Consider the following 15272-nt stretch of genomic DNA (forward strand, 5'->3'; position numbering starts at 1 on the left):
ACAAGCGCCGCGTCACGACGTGCCCGGAGTGACCGGACGGTTTGTCACCGCATGACAAACCGGTTCCGTTTCCTTGTCGCCGCGTGCGCAGGGGCGCCCGCCGGGTTCACCGCTCGGGCTTCGGTTTTGGCGGGTCGGGGCAGTGTTCCGGCTGGCCCGGGGAGCACAGCACGCCCTGGGTCATCTTCGTGTGGTTGCCGCCTCCGGACAGGGAGGCCGTGAACAGCCGGTCCAGGTCCTCGGTGACACCGCAGCCGCGGAACGCGGGGATGGTGGCGGTGCCGGTCAGCGGGCCGCCGGTGACCACGGTGTAGCCGTGCGGCCGGCCCTCGGCGTCGTACGAGCCGCGGCCGGTCAGGGACAGTTCCATGGGCCGGGCGGTGCGGCACGCGGGTCCGACGTCGAGCGGGGTTCCGTTCACCTTCACGTCACGGAGCCGCACCCACAGCTTCGCGGTCCCCTTCGTGACCTCGGAGAACTGACCGTCGGGCGAGAAGTAGCTCCCGGTGGCGATCTCCATCGGCGCGTCCAGCGTGAATTCCGCGGTGGCCGTCGTCGGCATGAACCCGAAAGTGAGGAACGTCGAACGCACCGGGGGCAATTGCGGTTTCCCGTCGTATGCGAAAGTGGCGTCGCTGTACATGGTGAATACGAGCCCGTCGTCGCGGGGGCACTGGTAGGTCTGGGTGGCCTTCGCCATGTCGACCTTCATCAGCCCCGGGTCCTTGATGAACATGGCCGAGCCCAGTTTCAGGACGTTGGCGAAGCCGGCGATGTAGCCGTGGCTCGGTACGGGGTCCTGGGGCGTGGGCGGTTCCTCCACGCACTCGCCGGCCGGGCCGGTCCGGTGGCCGGGTTCCTCGCCGGTGGGCGGGCGTGGCGGCGGTGCGGGAGCCGCCCCGTCCGCCGGGTCGCCGGGGCGGGGGGAGGGCTCGTCCACGGCCGGTGGCCGCTCGTCCGCGCCGGGCGCCGCGAGGACCGCGACGCGGCCGATGGTCAGGTCCTGGTCCGGTTCCGGCTCGCAGGTGACGGAGAGCCCGGGCGGTGTCGTGGGGGTGCTGTCGGCCTGGCGCAGGAGCAGGTCCAGGGTGACGGGACCGGTGGAGAAGGTGAGGTCGCCCCCGGCGGAGGCGGTCACGGTGGGCACGCCGCCCGCGCCTTCGACGGTGTACGGCCCCGTGGCGGGCAGGGCACGATCGGGGGCGGTCAGCCGGGTCCAGGGCAGGTCCGCGGTGTCGTCGCCCTGTGCCACCCGCCCGGTGAGGCGCACCGCTCCGTTCGCGGTCGCCGCGCCGAGGGCGCCGAGCTCGGCCACCGCCTCCGCGGGCAGGCGCACGGCGACCCGCACGTCCGTGGGCCGCACCGGCCGGCCGGCCGCGGCCTGCTGCGGCAGTGCGGCCGAGACCCGTACCTCCGCCGGGTGTTCGCCGCCCGGCAGAGCGCACCGGTAGGCGAAGTCCACGTCGACGGGCCGCACGCCCTCGTCCACGGCGATCCCGGTGCCGGTGCCGGGCACGAGCCCCGCCACGAGGACCGTGGCACCGATCGACGCGGTGCGCGCCCAGGTCCGCCGGCGCGGGTTCCCGCCACTCGTACTGTTGCCCATCGGTCAACCCCCACATCACCCGCTGCCGTCCGTCTCCGCGGTGGAGGCGGACCCGCGCGTGGCCGTGCGGCCGGTGCTCTCCGGCCGCACGACTCGGTACGGGCCCGCCCTTGTGACGCTTACGGGCTGGTGACCGTGATGACCGGCGAGACCTTGTACGTGGCGCCGAACTTGGCCTTGTCACCGGCCTTGATCAGGCCGGCGCACGAGCCGGACGCGCTGCTCACCGTCAGCGCGGGCGTCGTGTCGGGCACGATCTCCAGCACGCCGGTGGCGTTGGTGTAGCTGCCGGTGTTGGCGGAGCCTTCGATCGTCGCGTTGCAGGTGCCCAGCAGGCTGGTTCCGGTGAGGGTCACCTTGATGCCGGTCAGCGTGCCCTTGGTGACGCCCCCGCCGTAGGTCACCCCGTTGAGCTTCATGGGCTGGACGGACTGCGAGACCCACTTCGACCCCAGCGGGCCGTTGCACTTGGTGGCGGAGGTGCCGAACGTGGCGCTGCCGATGGTGGCCAGGCCGGCGCCGCTCGCGTACACGCCGTCGACGGCGGTCCCGGTCGCGGCGTAGACGGAGCAGGTGATGGTGGCGCCGGTGGTGACGTTGGTGAGTACGGCGTTGGCGGCCGCGACGTTCGTGGCGCTGAAGGCGTCGTTGGCGGCCGGGTTGGCGACGGTCCACTGGGCCTGGGGGGCGGCCGAGGCGGTGGTCGCGGAGACTCCGGCGGCGGCCAGTAACGCGGCGGCGGAAATGGCGGAGATTCTGGTAATACGTCGCACGGGCTGTTCCCTCCTGAGGGGGTGGGGCGTACCTGATGACCGCTTTTCCCCGCCTTGTATGCGGCTCGTACACGGTGGGGAAAAGCGGCAGCGGCTCATTTCACGGAACGCGGGGCCTGTTTCGGACGGCCACCAGGTCGAGCACCTTGCGCGACCGACGCTACGAGCGAGTAACCGGCCGCGCAATACTCGCCCGTGAGTTTTCCCCACCACTCTTACCGGCGGGTATTTTCTTGTCGCCCGGGCAACAGATCGCCGGGGTTTCTTGTCCGCCGGTGAGTACTCCCGCCCCTTCGCCATCGCCTCGGCCGCCCCGGGGCCGGGGTGACGGTCGGGCTTCGGCCAGATATGCGCGGCGCGCCCGGCGCCCCGGTCCGAACTGATGCGCTTCCAGTAGCTCCTGGTCTATGTTCAGCACCCACGAAATGCTCGGCCCCCGTCCGCACGTGGGAGCGCTTCCCTCCACGCGCTCCCCCACCACCTCCCCACCGGCACACCCGGAGAAGGAGGGGCAACCCGCCATGCCCCGGTCCACCACCCAGCCGTCGGACGCGGGCGAGCCGCTGGGACCGCTCCCCCAGGAGTTCGCCGCCATCATCCGGCCCGAACTGCCCAGCCTCATCCAGGAGATAGGCATCGAGGTGACCCGCGCCCACCCCGAGTACGCCCGCCTCCTCAACGGTCCCTACGGCCAGGCGATCCGCCTCGGCGTGGAGCAGAGCATCTCCGCCTTCGTCGATCAGGTCGCCTCCCCCTCGGCCCCCACGACCCTGCGGGACGAGATGTGCCGGAGGTTCGGCCGGTTCGAGGCGTACGAGGGGCGCAGTATGGAGACCCTGCAGAGCGCCTACCGCCTGGGGGCCCGGGTGGCGTTGCGACGCGCCAAGAAGGTGGGGAGGCGCTACAACCTGTCCCCCTCCCTGATGCTCAGCTTCGCCGACGCCCTCTTCGCCTACGTCGACGAGCTGGAAGCCCTCTCCCGCGAGGGCTACTTACAGGTTCGCGCGGAGACCGTCGAACAGACCGAGGCGTTACGCAGACGGCTGCTCCACCTGGTCCTCGCCGGGCCGCCGGTGCCACGCACCGCCGTCGCCGACCTGGCCGAGCAGACCGGCTGGCCCCTGCCCGACCGGGTCACGCTCGTCGCCCTGCGCGCCCCGGCCCGGCTCTCCCGGTCCGGGAAACTCGACAACGATGTCCTGATCGACCTGAGCGACCCCCAGCCGCATCTGCTCCTTCCCGGCCCGCTGGACGACACGCGCAGACAGGCCCTCGAGGCGGCGCTGTCCGCGACCCGGGGCGCCGTCGGCCTCACCGTCCCGACCGCCTCCGCGGCGGACTCGCTCCGCTGGGCCCGCCGCGTGCTGGAGCTGATCGACGCGGGGGTCGTCGAGGACGCCCCGCTCACCCTGGCCGCCGACCATCTGATCACCCTCTGGCTCCTGGCCGACCCCGCCCTCGTGGACCAGCTCGCCGAGCGTGAACTCGCCCCGCTCGCCGGGCTCACCCCGACCCGCCGCGACCGGCTCGTCGAGACCTTGCGCATCTGGCTGGACACCCGCGGCACCGCCGCGCAGATGGGCGAGCTGCTCGACGTCCACCCCCAGACCGTGCGCTACCGGATGCGGAACCTGGAGGCGCGTTTCGGCGGCCGGCTCGCCGACCCCCGCTCCAGGTTCGCGACCGAGGCGGTGCTCCGGGCCCTGCACCTGCGCGCCGCGGAGACCGGGGGCCGGCACGGCGGCCGGCCCTCGCCCCGTACGGACCCGGCCCGCTGAACTCCCGCCGGTGGACCGGGGCGTCGGGTGATCGGCCCGCCTCCGGGACGGTCGGCCGCTCCCGCACAACCGAAAAGGTACGGTCACCGGAGCAAACGGTTGCAGCACAGATACAAACCCTTGGGGAAAACGGGAACCTGATGCTGTACCCATGGAGGGAGCACAGCAAACAGACGACTGCCACAAGCAGGCTTGACCAATGAAGGACTCCACGTGACCGCGTCGCCCCTCGTCCCCGTCCCGATCCCCGACCGGGTCGCCGCCCTCATCGGGTCGTGCATGCCGATCGGCATCCTGCAGGCGGAGCTCGACGCCGAGTGCGCGGCCCGTGAGGTGTACCGGTTCCGCGCGCCGCTGTGCTCCGAGGACCAGGCGGACCGCGAACACGCGCTCGCGGCGCTGGCCCGGGCGAACAAGGTGCTCGGCGCGTACAACCCCGGCCTGCTGCTGCGGCCGGGCGCGGCCTGGCGCTGAGCGGCCCGTCCTGGCGCGGCCGCCGCGCGGCAACCGGGGCCTCGCACGGCAGCCGGGCCCCGTGTGGGACCGGGCCCCGCCGGCCGCGCGGCGGGGCGCGTCATGACGAGCCGGCAGCCCCCCGACCGTCGGGGCCGGTACTCCCCCGGCCGTCGGGGCCGGTACTCCCCCGGCCGTCGGAGCCGGCCGGCCCGAGGACTTCCGCGGTGAGCCCGGCTCGGGCACCGAGGACCTCGATGCCCAGCAGACGCCCCGCCCCGTCGAAGTCCAGGGTCAGCTCGGTCCCTCCACCGGGGCCCGCGACCGTGACCTGACGGACGGCGGCGCCGTCGGGGACGCGGGCGGCGAGGGAGACGTACGCGGTGTCGTTCTCCCGGTCGTGGGTGATCTGCACAGGGCCGCTCCAGGACGGGGACCGGTCGTGGCCCGTCATTCCGCCGCCCCGGCCGGCGCTTCGGCCCCGTCCACGTACACCCAGGCGCCGTCGGCCTTCTCGAAGCGGCTGTGCTCGCGCATCGCGCCGGGCTCGCCCCGGTGGGTGTAGCGGGCGACGAAGGTGACCGTGCCGGTGGTGTGGAAGAGGGTGCCGTCCGTGGTGTCGACGATCTCCAGGCCCGTCCAGCGCATGGCCGGGTCGAAGTCGACGCTCCGGGGCCGGGTGGCCGGCGCCCAGGTGCGCAGCAGGTACGGCTCGTCGTGGACGGCGAAGGCGCTGTAGCGGGAGCGCATCAGCAGTTCCGCGGTCGGGGCGGTGGCTTCCCCGGTGTGAAACCGGCCACAGCAGGCCTGGTAGGCGGCGGGCAGTCCGCATGGGCAGGGGCCGTCGGCACGCACCTCGGGCGCGGGCCGCGGACGTCCGGCGGACCGCGCGTCGCGGGAGGTGGGACGGGGGGTGGGGCGGCGGGCGGAGGCGCGTCGGGGCATGTGCCCCATTCTGCCGGTCGGCGGCGAGCGCGCGATCCGGTGCCCATGTCGTGACGGAGAGTGGTGAGATCACCACGCCTCGACCGCGTACCGTCACATGTACCGAAGTTGACGAGTGATGGAGGGGATCATGCAGCCGTTCGCGTGCGGCTACGCGCGTCCGCAGAAGGCTTCGGAGGACGCCACCGCTCTCTACGTCTACGACCCGGCGCTCCAGCTGAACGTCCTGCCCGACGGGCGTCCGGCGATCAGTGACCGCGCGGTGCTGCTGGCCACCGGTACGACGACGTCCACCGCCGGTTCCCAGACGCACTTCGACGACTGAGCGACCCGGTCGGACACGCGCTGATGACCGTACTGGTCCTGACGAGTCCTCAGGACGTCACGGCCGACCTGGTGGTGGCCGAGCTGCACGAGCGGGGGATACCGCTGATGCGGCTGGACCCCGCCGATCTCCCCGGCGGGGCCGACCTGTCGGCCGAGTACGTCCACGGGGACTTCCACTGCCATCTGTCGGCGCAGGGCCGGATGGTCGGCTCACGGGCCCTGCGCTCCATCTGGGTGCGCAGGCCCGGCGAGCCGGCGGCACACGCGCCCGGTACGTCGGCGTGGCTGGGCGCCGAGACCGCTCAGGCGCTGTACGGGATGCTGTACTCGACGACCGCGCGCTGGATGAACCACCCCCGGCAGGCGGCGCAGGCCCGGTACAAGCCGTGGCAGCTGCGGGTGGCGCACCACAGCGGGTTCGCCGTGCCGCCCACCCTCGTCACGACGTTCCCGCGCGTGGCGGAGGAGTTCACGGCGCGGTACGGGCGGGTCGTCGTCAAGTCCCTGTCGGGGCCGCCGCGCGCCGAACCGCCGGTCGCGCTGCCCACCACGCTGGTGGAGCCCGGCACGGACTTCGCGGGTGTGGCGGCCGGGCCGACGCTGCTCCAGCGGTATGTGGCCAAGCGGGGCGACGTCCGGCTCACCTGCGTCGGCGGGCGGTTGTTCGCGGCGCGCAAGACGTCCGCCGACGGGCAGGTCGACGGGCGATACGGGGACACCGGCCACTCCTGGGAGCCTGCCGGGGTGCCCGACCGGACGGCCCGGTCCGTCCGCGCGTACATGGACCTGGCCGGTCTGGCGTACGCCGCGTTCGACTTCGCCGAGGACTCCGAGGGTCTGTGGTGGTTCCTGGAGTGCAACCAGGGCGGGCAGTTCGGCTTCGTGGAGCTGGAGACCGGCCAGCCGATCGCCGGCGCGGTCGCCTCCTGGCTGGGAGCCCCGCCGCCGGCCGGCTCCTGAGCGGCCCCGGTGGAAACCGGCCATTGTGCGACGGGGGAAGCGCACGGTGGTTCCGGGGCCCGGCGGGACGGCCCTAAGCTCCTGCCTCCGACGGGACGTTACCGCGGGTAAAGGCGGGTGGGGCATGCACCGTACGGGTACGACGCGACGCACCTTCATGGCGGGTGCCACCGCCGTCACCGGGGCACTCGGGGCGGGCGTCCTGCCACCCTCCCCCGCGGCGGCGGCCTCCCCCGCGGCGGCCTCCGGTGCGCCGGGCCCCTCCGTGGCGGTGCTCGGCGGCGGCGTCGCCGGGCTCACCGCGGCGCACGAGCTGGCCGAACGCGGCTTCCGGGTCACCGTCTACGAGCGCCGCGCGCTGGGCGGCAAGGCGCGCAGCATGGACGTGCCCGGCAGCGCGCGGGGCCGACGCCGGCCGCTGCCCGCCGAGCACGGCTTCCGCTTCATCCCGGGCATCTACCACAACCTGCCGGACACCATGCGGCGCATCCCCTTCCCCGGCAACGCGCGCGGCGTCTTCGACAACCTGGTCGCACCACGCGAGATGATGTTCGCCCGCACGGGCCGCGAGGACCTGCGGATGCCCATCCCGTGGCCGGGCCACCAGCCGGAGCGGCTCACACTGGACGACGTCCGCCGCGCCCTCACCGCGCTCGTCGAGACGGCCACCGGACTGCCCCTCCACGAGGGCGCCTACTTCGTCAACCGCGCGCTCGTCTTCCTGACCAGCTGCGACGAGAGGCGCGACACGGTGTGGGAGCGCACGCCCTGGTGGGACTTCACCCGGGCGGCGCGGATGTCGGAGACGTACCAGCGGATCCTGGCCATCGGCGTCACCCGCAACATCGTGGCGACCAAGGCGGAGGAGGCGAGCACCCGCACGGTCGGCACACTCGGCGAGGCGTTCGTCTTCAACGCGCTCGGCCGCGGCGCGGACGGCCCGCCGGACCGGATCCTCAACGCGCCCACCAACGAGGCCTGGATCGATCCCTGGGAGGCCCATCTGCGTTCCCTGGGGGTCGAGTTCCGGGTCGGCTGGACGCTGCGCGAGGTGCTGTACGGGGCCGGCCGGGTCACCGGCGCGCTGGTCGAGGACCCCGCGGGCGTACGCGGCACCGTCACCGCCGACCACTACGTCTGCGCGCTGCCGGTCGAGCACGCGCGCCGCACCTGGGGCGCGGCGCTGCGCGCGGCGGACCCGCAGCTGGCGCGGTGCGACGGGCTGCGGACGGACTGGATGACGGGCATCCAGTTCTACCTGACCGAGCGACCGCCGATGGTGCGCGGCCATGTCAACTGCGTCGACTCGCCCTGGTCACTGACGGCGATCGCGCAGGCCGGGCACTGGCCGGAGCGGGACTTCGCCGCCGACTACGGTGACGGAGTGGCCGTGGAGTGCCTGTCCGTGGACATCTCGGAGTGGGACAAGCCGGGGATCCTGTACGGGCGGACCGCCAAGCAGTGCACCCGCGAGCAGGTGGCGCGCGAGGTGTGGGCCCAGCTCAAGGCCGCCCTCAACGACACGGGCCGCACCGTGCTCAAGGACGGCGCCCTCCACTCGTGGTTCCTGGACCCGGGCGTGGACGGGCTCGGCACGCCGCATCCCACCAACGAGGACGAGCTGCTGATCCACCCGGTCGGCACGTTCGCCCTCCGCCCCTCGGCGGCCACGGCGGTGCCGAACTTCTTCCTGGCGGGCGACTACGTGGCGGTGGACATCGACCTGGCGACGATGGAGGGTGCCAACGCCGCCGCCCGCCAGGCGGTCAACGCCCTGCTGGAACGCGCCGGTTCGGCCGCGCCGCGGTGCGCCGTGAAGCCGCTGTTCCGGGCCCCGGAGATCGAGGCGCTGAAGCGGCACGACCGCACCCGGTACCGGCTGGGGCTGCGCAACGCGCTGGACGTCGGCTGAGGGCAGCCGCGCGCGGCCCCCGGCGGCGGACGGTCACGCTCCCCCGGCCCCGTCCGAGGAACGCCTCGGCCGGCGGGGTGTGCCCCCGGCGCGGCAGCGGTCGGCCGTGCCCGGACCCTCCCGCGCCGCCGGGTAGCGTGACGGCATGAAGCTGACGATTCTGGGTGGCGGCGGGTTCCGGGTACCGCTGGTGTACCGGGCGTTGCTGGGCGACCACGCGGAGGGCCGGGTCACCCGCGTGACGCTGCACGACGTGGACGCGGACCGGCTGGCGGCGATCGGCGGGGTGCTGGCCGAGCAGGCCCGGGACGTGCCGGACGCGCCGGCGGTGACGGTGACCACCGACCTCGACGAGGCGCTGCATGGGGCGGACTTCGTGTTCTCGGCGATCCGCGTCGGGGGGCTGGCCGGGCGGGCCGCGGACGAGCGGGTGGCGCTCGCCGAGGGCGTGCTGGGGCAGGAGACGGTGGGCGCGGGCGGTGTCGCGTACGGGCTGCGGACGGTCCCGGTGGCGGTGGACATCGCCCGCCGCGTGGCGCGGATCGCGCCGGACGCCTGGGTCATCAACTTCACCAATCCGGCCGGCCTCGTGACGGAGGCCATGTCCCGGGCCCTGGGCGACCGGGTGATCGGCATCTGCGACTCGCCGGTGGGCCTGGGGCGGCGGGTGGCACGCCTCCTGGGCGCCGACCCGGACCGGGCGTGGTTCGACTACGTGGGCCTCAACCACCTCGGCTGGCTGCGCGGGGTGCGGGTCGCCGGGCGGGACGAACTGCCGCGGCTGCTGGCGGACTCCGAGGCGCTGGGCTCCTTCGAGGAGGGCAGGCTGTTCGGCGCCGAGTGGCTCCGCTCCCTGGGCGCGATCCCCAACGAGTACCTGCACTACTACTACTTCGAGCGCGAGGCGGTACGGGCCTACCGCGAGGCCGCGCGGACCCGGGGCGCGTACCTGCGCGAGCAGCAGGCCGCGTTCTACGGCGCGCCCTCCCTGGAGAGCTGGCACGCCACCCTCGCCGAGCGCGAGGCCACCTACATGGCGGCCAACCGGGAGGCGGCCGGGGCCGGTGACCGGGCCGAGGAGGACCTGGAGCCGGGCGGCTACGAGCAGGTGGCCCTGGCGCTGATGCGGGCCATCGCCCGCGACGAGCGCGCCACGCTCATCCTGAACGTCCGCAACCGGACCACCCTGTCGGTGCTGGACGCTGACGCGGTCGTCGAGGTGCCCTGCTTCGTCGACGCCAACGGCGCCCATCCGGTGTCGGTGGCGCCGCTCCCCCACCACGCGGTCGGGCTGGTGACGGCGGTCAAGGCGGTCGAGCGCGAGGTGCTGGCGGCGGCGGAGAGCGGCTCGCGGGAGACGGCCGTGAAGGCCTTCGCCCTGCACCCGCTGGTCGACTCGGTGTCCGTGGCGCGACGGCTCCTGGACGCGTACGCGAAGGTGCACCCGGGGCTGGCCCATCTGGCCTGACGGTGGCCGACGGCGTTGTCTTTACCGCCCGTCGGGCGCACCGTACGCTCCCGCCCCATGGTTGCCCAACGCCTTGGACGAGCCGCCGCGCTGATCGGCGCGGCCTCCCTGCTCACCACCGCGCTGGTGGACTCCCGACCGGCCACCGCCGGGGAACGCCCACCGGTCACCGAGTCCGCCACCGTCGTCCCCGTACACACCACGGGCCCGGCGAACAAGCGGTTCAACCTGGTCCTCCTCGGGGACGGCTACACCGCCGGACAGCTCCCCGACTTCCGGGCCGACGTCGACAAGCACCTCCACGTGCTGTGGAGCATCGAGCCGTTCGCCTCCTACCGCTCCTACATCAACGTGTGGGCCGTCGAGGTGCCGTCCCCCGAGCCGGGTGTGGACTGCGATCCCGGCCTGGACGCGCCGCGCCGGGACACACCGCTGGGGATGGGCTTCTGGGGCGGCTGTGACGCGGGCAGCGTACAGCGGCTGCTGACCGTGGACAGCGGCGCCGCGAACGCGCTCGCCGACCTCGTGCCTGGCTCTTCGAGCGCCAACCGGCAGATCGTCGCCCTCGCCAACAGCGACACCTACGGCGGGGCGGGCGGCACCTATGCCACCGCGTCCGGCGGCAACGCCCTGTCCTCCCTCATCACCCCGCACGAGATCGGCCATTCGCTGGGCGGGCTCCAGGACGAGTACGACTACTACGGGCGCGGTGTGCCGGGCGGCGCGTACGAGGGCGGCGAGCCGTCGTCCGCGCACCACACGGTGTTCACGGAGCGGCAGATGAGGGAGCGGCGGGCCAAGTGGTGGCGCTGGCTGGGCGAGGAGAGCGAGTCGGGCGGTGTCATCGGACGGTACGAGGGCGGCCTGTACGGCACCAAGGGCGTGTGGCGGCCCAGCAGGCACTCGCTCATGAAGACCCTCGGGTACGCCTTCGACCAGGTGGGCCGCGAGGTCATGGTGCGGGCGATCTCCTCGAAGGTGAACCTGGTGCAGGGGCACACCCCGGACACCGCGCCGATCGGCGCCGACCGGACGGTGTGGGTGGAGACCCTGCACCCGCTGGGCGGTGAACTGGACGTGATGTGGCGGCTGGACGGACGCCCGGTGCGGCATGCGGCCGGCGCCCGCACGGTCGACCTGCGGCGGCTGGACGTGGCACCCGGCCGGCACACCCTGACGGCGACGGTCACCGACCCGACGCCGTTCGTGCGGGACCCGGCGATGCGCGGGTCGGCGGCGCTGACGCGGACGGTCACCTGGACCGTCGACACGGCGGTCACCACACGACCGGACCCGGTGGCCGCGGAGTTCACCGGGCACACCACCACCGACGCGCCCGTCGGGGCCTGGTCGGTCGTGTACGCCGACACCACGCACCCGGCCGACCGCACCCTCGCCGTCCAGTGGCGGCTGGACGGCCGGCGGGTGGTCGACGCGGGCAGCGACCGTGACCTGGACCTGTCTGCGCTGCGGCTGCGCCCCGGCACCACGCACACGCTGACCGCCCGGATCGCGGGCACCGACCGCGAGCTGCGCTGGACGGTCGACGCGACAGCGGCCCCGGCCGCGTACGAGCTGTCGGAGCCGCTGCGCACGGTCCACCGCCCGGGCCGTCCGGTGGAGTACGTGTACGACGGCCCGTTCACCATGAGACTGACCGCGCGCGACGACCGGGCCGGACACGTGGTCACCCAGTTCCGGGTGAACGGCGACGGCTGGTACACGTATTACGGCTGGCCGACGGACGCGCGGGCGCCGTTCCGCTTCACTCCGGGCGGCACGGAGATCGACGGCCTGGTGTACGGCAAGCTGGGCACCCCGCGCGCGGTGCCGTGGGACGACGCGACCCCCGAGTACGGCACGCACACCGTGGAGTACCGGACGATCGACTCGGCCGGGAACACCGGCCCGGCGAAGAGGTTCCTCGTCACGCTGGTGCCGCCGGCCGCCCGCTAGCCCCTACGGCTTGCGGGCCACGCCGGCGTACCCCGGGATCGGTTCGTCACCCGCGACCGGGACGACCTCGCCGAGTTCCGGGTGCCAGTCCGTGGTGAGCGAGACTCCGGGCTCGGTGAGTTCCAGCCCCTCGAAGAAGCGGGTGAACTCCTCGCGCGTGCGCGGACGCAGCGTGAGGCCGCGCGCCTGGTACATCGCCCGCGCCTTGGCGGCACCCTCCGGGTCGAAGTCCCCGGTGACCTGCGACAGGACGACGTAGCTGCCGGACGGCAGCCGCTCGACGAGCCGGCGGAGCAGCTCGTACGCGCCGTCCTCGTCGTCGACGAAGTGCAGCAGGGCGAGCAGGGACAGGGCGACCGGCCGGGTGAGGTCCAGGACCTTCCCGGCCCGTTCGAGGATGCTCTCCGGCTCTCGCGCGTCCGCCTGGATGTACTCGGTGGCTCCCTCGGGGGTGGAGCGCAGCAGCGCCTCGGCGTGGGCGAGGACGATGGGGTCGTTGTCGCAGTAGACGACCCGTGACGCGGGGGCGACCTGCTGGGCGATCTGGTGGAGGTTGGGCTCGGTCGGGATGCCGCTGCCGATGTCGAGGTACTGGCGGACGCCCTGGGCGCCGAGCCAGCGGGTGGCCCGGTGCATGAAGGCCCGGTTGACCCGCGCCATGTCACGTCCCCGGGAGTCGATGGTGAGGAGCTGTTCGGCCATCTCCTCGTCGACCGGATAGTTGTCCTTGCCGCCCAGGAACCAGTCGTACATGCGGGCCGGGTGTGGCTTGCTGGTGTCGATCCGGGTCATGCGGCGCTCCCCCTGGCGATGTGGACGGACGTGGACGTGGAGTCAGGTGAGGAGGAAGTCGGCCTTGCCCGACTTGGCCCCCTGGATGAACGCGGCGATCTCCCCGTGCGTGTAGATCAGCGCGGGACCGTCGGGGTCGGCGGACTGGCGGACCGCGACCCGGCCGTCGGCCAGCTTCATCGCCTCGACGCAGTTGCCGCCGTTGCCGCCGCTCCACGGCTTGTGCCACCCCTCGGCCCCGAGCTCGGCGGCGGGCATGCCGTTGTAAATGCGCTCTGCGCTATCCATTCACAGCTCCTTGCGGACATCCTTGAGGATCTCCTTCGTACGTTGTGCCGTGGCGGCCTGTGCCGCCATGCGGTCCATGACCTCGAGGTGCGAGGCCACCTCGGGGCGCGCGTCGAGGTAGACCGCGCCGGTCAGGTACTCGCTGTAGACCATGTCCGGGAGTTCGGGCACGGCGAAGCGGAAGAGGACGAACGGTCCGTACGTGCCGGGGTGGTGACCGCTGGCGAACTCGGCGATCTGGAGGGTGACGTTCGGCAGCTCGGCGGCCTCCAGGAGCCGGTCGATCTGCGCCCGCATCACGGCGGGGTCGCCGCCCACGGGACGGCGCAGCACCGTCTCGTCCATGATCACCCAGAGTTTCGGCGCGTCGGGGCGGGTGAGCAGGGACTGCCGTTCCATCCGGAGGGCGACGTGACGTTCGATGTCCTCGTGCTTCACCTGGCCGACGGCGCCACCGCGCAGGATGGCACGGGCGTACTCCTCCGTCTGGAGGAGGCCGGGAACGAACTGCGGTTCGTAGGCGCGGATGACGCTCGCGGCGCCCTCCAGGCTCACGTACATGCTGAACCAGCCCGGCAGGACGTCGTGGAAGCGCTGCCACCAGCCGGGCTTGTTGGCGTCCTCGGCAAGCTGTACGAAGCCCTCCGCCTCGTCGGCGGGAACCCCGTACGCCTGGAGCAGGAGCTGTACGTAGGGGATCTTCAGCGCGACTTCCGCGGTCTCCATCCTGCGGATCGTGGCCGGGGCCACGCGGAGCACCTTGGCGGCCTCTTCACGCTTCAGGCCCGCCCGCTCCCGCAGATCCTGCAGACGCTTGCCGAGTACGACCTGTCCCACGGTGGGGGCGGACCGCGGCTCGCTCACTTAAGACCTCCCCACGCGCTTTTTCGATGAGTGTGCCATGCGACGGGCACAGAGAACACCACACTCTGCAATTTTCAGAGTGCCACTTGCCAAGTGTCCGCGTCGGGAGGAAAGTATTCCGGTGAACCAGTTGGTGAACCAGTTCACGCGGCTGCCGCGCTCTGCCACGGGAGAGGCGACGTACGGCGCCGCTCCCCCACGTTAGGAATCGGTCGTGGCTCCTGGTAATGCGCTCACCCCCCGGCTCAGAGCCCCACGACCCCCGATGTCCGCCGATGTCCGCCGCTTCTCCTTCGAACTTCCCGCGCGCGCGGAGTCGGTCGCCAGAGCCAGACACCTCGTCGAGGAACGGCTGGTGCTGTGGGAGGTGGACGGCACGGTGTGCGAGGCGGTCACGCTCGTCGTCTCCGAGCTGGTCACCAACGCCGTGGTGCACACGGTGAGCCACCGGGTGGTCTGCGAGCTGCGGGACTGCGGCCGGCAGCTGCGCGTCTCGGTCCAGGACGAGGGCTGCCCGGCCGCCTCGCCGAGGCTGCGCCGTGGTTCGCCCGAGGAGGGCGGCCGGGGACTGCTGCTCGTGGACGCCGTCAGCAGCGCGTGGGGCGCGCATGACGCGCGGCACGGGGCCGGGCGTGTCGTCTGGGCGGAACTGGGGCACGACGGCGGCACGGCGGGGCCGTGCTGAGGACGATGGCCACGCTGCTCTCGGCGCGTGGCCGGCGGCAACCGGCGGCCCGGCACGCCGATCCCGACGGGGAGGTACGGCTGACGCTGCCGCCCACGTTGCCCGCCACGCTGGGCTGCGACGCGGTCGGGGTACCGGCGCGGTACGGCTTCCGGCTGCTGTCGCGGCTGCCGGGCAACGGCTGTGTGTTCGCCGACACGGACTGGTGGTGGTGGATCGTCCCGGCCGGGTCGGACGCCGACCTGCGGTGGCCGCTGCCGTCCTGTTACGCGGCGGGCGCGTACGTCCCCGACCGGCGGCCCCGGCTGATCCACCGGCCCGGCACGACGTCGCCGTACACCCCGCCCATCCCGCTGTACCTCATGATCTGCCAGCTCACCGGGGTCGCCCCCGCCTGGACCGTCCCGGGCGTCGGCACCCGCCTCTGACCCATCCGACCGCTGTGGCCCCGGCCACGGCGGGCGG

Annotated in this window: 16 protein-coding genes; 9 read left to right on the forward strand and 7 right to left on the reverse strand. The window is 73.1% G+C overall.

Annotation, left to right across the window (positions count from 1 at the left end; all coding sequences use genetic code 11):
* Positions 1-106 precede the first annotated feature (106 nt).
* Positions 107-1606 carry a DUF6801 domain-containing protein gene (locus ABD347_RS27000; RefSeq protein WP_344366070.1) on the reverse strand — a complete coding sequence of 500 codons (1500 nt, stop codon included), beginning with the start codon at positions 1604-1606 and terminating at the stop codon, positions 107-109.
* A gap of 119 nt (positions 1607-1725) precedes the next feature.
* Positions 1726-2379 (reverse strand): hypothetical protein, encoded by a 654-nt coding sequence (locus tag ABD347_RS27005; RefSeq protein ID WP_344366072.1) that lies wholly within the window; start codon positions 2377-2379, stop codon positions 1726-1728.
* A 521-nt stretch (positions 2380-2900) separates the two neighbouring features.
* On the opposite strand from ABD347_RS27005, the gene ABD347_RS27010 reads away from it, so the two are divergent.
* Together ABD347_RS27010 and ABD347_RS27015 are read left to right on the forward strand one after the other, a co-directional pair.
* A complete protein-coding gene (locus ABD347_RS27010; RefSeq protein WP_344366074.1) occupies positions 2901-4157 on the forward strand; it encodes a PucR-like N-terminal domain-containing protein in 1257 nt (418 codons plus the stop codon).
* Positions 4158-4370: 213 nt separating this feature from the next.
* Entirely contained in the window at positions 4371-4631 is a 261-nt protein-coding gene (locus tag ABD347_RS27015; protein ID WP_344366075.1) for a hypothetical protein, read from the forward strand.
* 100 nt (positions 4632-4731) lie between these two features.
* On the opposite strand, the gene ABD347_RS27020 is transcribed toward ABD347_RS27015, so the two are convergent.
* A complete protein-coding gene (locus tag ABD347_RS27020) occupies positions 4732-5025 on the reverse strand; it encodes a DUF2283 domain-containing protein (RefSeq protein ID WP_344366078.1) in 294 nt (97 codons plus the stop codon).
* A 35-nt stretch (positions 5026-5060) separates the two neighbouring features.
* Positions 5061-5555, reverse strand: coding sequence for a YchJ family protein (locus ABD347_RS27025; RefSeq protein WP_425575774.1), 495 nt, complete (start codon positions 5553-5555; stop codon positions 5061-5063).
* A gap of 130 nt (positions 5556-5685) precedes the next feature.
* On the opposite strand from ABD347_RS27025, the gene tgmA reads away from it, so the two are divergent.
* The 5 genes from tgmA to ABD347_RS27050 all read left to right on the forward strand — a co-directional run bounded on the left by tgmA (position 5686) and on the right by ABD347_RS27050 (position 12178).
* Complete coding sequence (gene tgmA, locus ABD347_RS27030; RefSeq protein ID WP_344366082.1) at positions 5686-5880, forward strand: putative ATP-grasp-modified RiPP; 195 nt, start codon at positions 5686-5688, stop codon at positions 5878-5880.
* 23 nt (positions 5881-5903) lie between these two features.
* Positions 5904-6842 (forward strand): ATP-grasp ribosomal peptide maturase, encoded by a 939-nt coding sequence (gene tgmB, locus ABD347_RS27035; protein WP_344366084.1) that lies wholly within the window; start codon positions 5904-5906, stop codon positions 6840-6842.
* 124 nt (positions 6843-6966) lie between these two features.
* Positions 6967-8754: a hydroxysqualene dehydroxylase gene (locus ABD347_RS27040; protein ID WP_344366087.1), complete on the forward strand. Its 1788-nt coding sequence runs from the start codon at positions 6967-6969 to the stop codon at positions 8752-8754.
* Positions 8755-8899: 145 nt separating this feature from the next.
* Complete coding sequence (locus ABD347_RS27045; protein ID WP_344366088.1) at positions 8900-10222, forward strand: 6-phospho-beta-glucosidase; 1323 nt, start codon at positions 8900-8902, stop codon at positions 10220-10222.
* A 57-nt stretch (positions 10223-10279) separates the two neighbouring features.
* Positions 10280-12178 carry a M64 family metallopeptidase gene (locus ABD347_RS27050; protein WP_344366089.1) on the forward strand — a complete coding sequence of 633 codons (1899 nt, stop codon included), beginning with the start codon at positions 10280-10282 and terminating at the stop codon, positions 12176-12178.
* A gap of 3 nt (positions 12179-12181) precedes the next feature.
* Here the strand turns inward: ABD347_RS27050 and ABD347_RS27055 are convergent, their stop codons facing one another.
* Genes ABD347_RS27055 through ABD347_RS27065 form a run of 3 tightly spaced genes read right to left on the reverse strand, consistent with a single transcriptional unit; the run spans position 12182 to position 14122 of the window.
* The gene (locus ABD347_RS27055) at positions 12182-12970 is read right to left on the reverse strand and encodes an SAM-dependent methyltransferase (RefSeq protein ID WP_344366090.1); all 789 of its coding nucleotides are present in this window, start codon (positions 12968-12970) and stop codon (positions 12182-12184) included.
* Between the two features lie 42 nt (positions 12971-13012).
* Complete coding sequence (locus tag ABD347_RS27060) at positions 13013-13258, reverse strand: DUF397 domain-containing protein (protein WP_064072405.1); 246 nt, start codon at positions 13256-13258, stop codon at positions 13013-13015.
* Positions 13259-14122 carry a helix-turn-helix domain-containing protein gene (locus ABD347_RS27065; protein ID WP_344366092.1) on the reverse strand — a complete coding sequence of 288 codons (864 nt, stop codon included), beginning with the start codon at positions 14120-14122 and terminating at the stop codon, positions 13259-13261.
* A 214-nt stretch (positions 14123-14336) separates the two neighbouring features.
* Between ABD347_RS27065 and ABD347_RS27070 the strand changes: the two genes are divergently transcribed.
* Positions 14337-14807, forward strand: a complete 471-nt coding sequence (locus tag ABD347_RS27070; RefSeq protein ID WP_344366094.1) for an ATP-binding protein — start codon at positions 14337-14339, stop codon at positions 14805-14807.
* A 5-nt stretch (positions 14808-14812) separates the two neighbouring features.
* Positions 14813-15235, forward strand: a complete 423-nt coding sequence (locus ABD347_RS27075; RefSeq protein ID WP_344366110.1) for a hypothetical protein — start codon at positions 14813-14815, stop codon at positions 15233-15235.
* Positions 15236-15272 lie beyond the last annotated feature (37 nt).

Source organism: Streptomyces gobitricini (genome assembly GCF_039532985.1).
Lineage (GTDB): Bacteria > Actinomycetota > Actinomycetes > Streptomycetales > Streptomycetaceae > Streptomyces > Streptomyces gobitricini.

Bases quoted from the DNA above. Each gene is read 5' to 3' on its own strand.
- ABD347_RS27000 (WP_344366070.1), bottom strand. From the start codon at position 1,606: ATGGGCAACAGTACGAGTGGCGGGAACCCGCGCCGGCGGACCTGGGCG.
- ABD347_RS27010 (WP_344366074.1), top strand. From the start codon at position 2,901: ATGCCCCGGTCCACCACCCAGCCGTCGGACGCGGGCGAGCCGCTGGGA.
- ABD347_RS27025 (WP_425575774.1), bottom strand. From the start codon at position 5,555: ATGCCCCGACGCGCCTCCGCCCGCCGCCCCACCCCCCGTCCCACCTCC.
- tgmA (WP_344366082.1), top strand. From the start codon at position 5,686: ATGCAGCCGTTCGCGTGCGGCTACGCGCGTCCGCAGAAGGCTTCGGAG.
- tgmB (WP_344366084.1), top strand. From the start codon at position 5,904: ATGACCGTACTGGTCCTGACGAGTCCTCAGGACGTCACGGCCGACCTG.
- ABD347_RS27040 (WP_344366087.1), top strand. From the start codon at position 6,967: ATGCACCGTACGGGTACGACGCGACGCACCTTCATGGCGGGTGCCACC.
- ABD347_RS27045 (WP_344366088.1), top strand. From the start codon at position 8,900: ATGAAGCTGACGATTCTGGGTGGCGGCGGGTTCCGGGTACCGCTGGTG.
- ABD347_RS27050 (WP_344366089.1), top strand. From the start codon at position 10,280: ATGGTTGCCCAACGCCTTGGACGAGCCGCCGCGCTGATCGGCGCGGCC.
- ABD347_RS27055 (WP_344366090.1), bottom strand. From the start codon at position 12,970: ATGACCCGGATCGACACCAGCAAGCCACACCCGGCCCGCATGTACGAC.
- ABD347_RS27060 (WP_064072405.1), bottom strand. From the start codon at position 13,258: ATGGATAGCGCAGAGCGCATTTACAACGGCATGCCCGCCGCCGAGCTC.
- ABD347_RS27075 (WP_344366110.1), top strand. From the start codon at position 14,813: ATGGCCACGCTGCTCTCGGCGCGTGGCCGGCGGCAACCGGCGGCCCGG.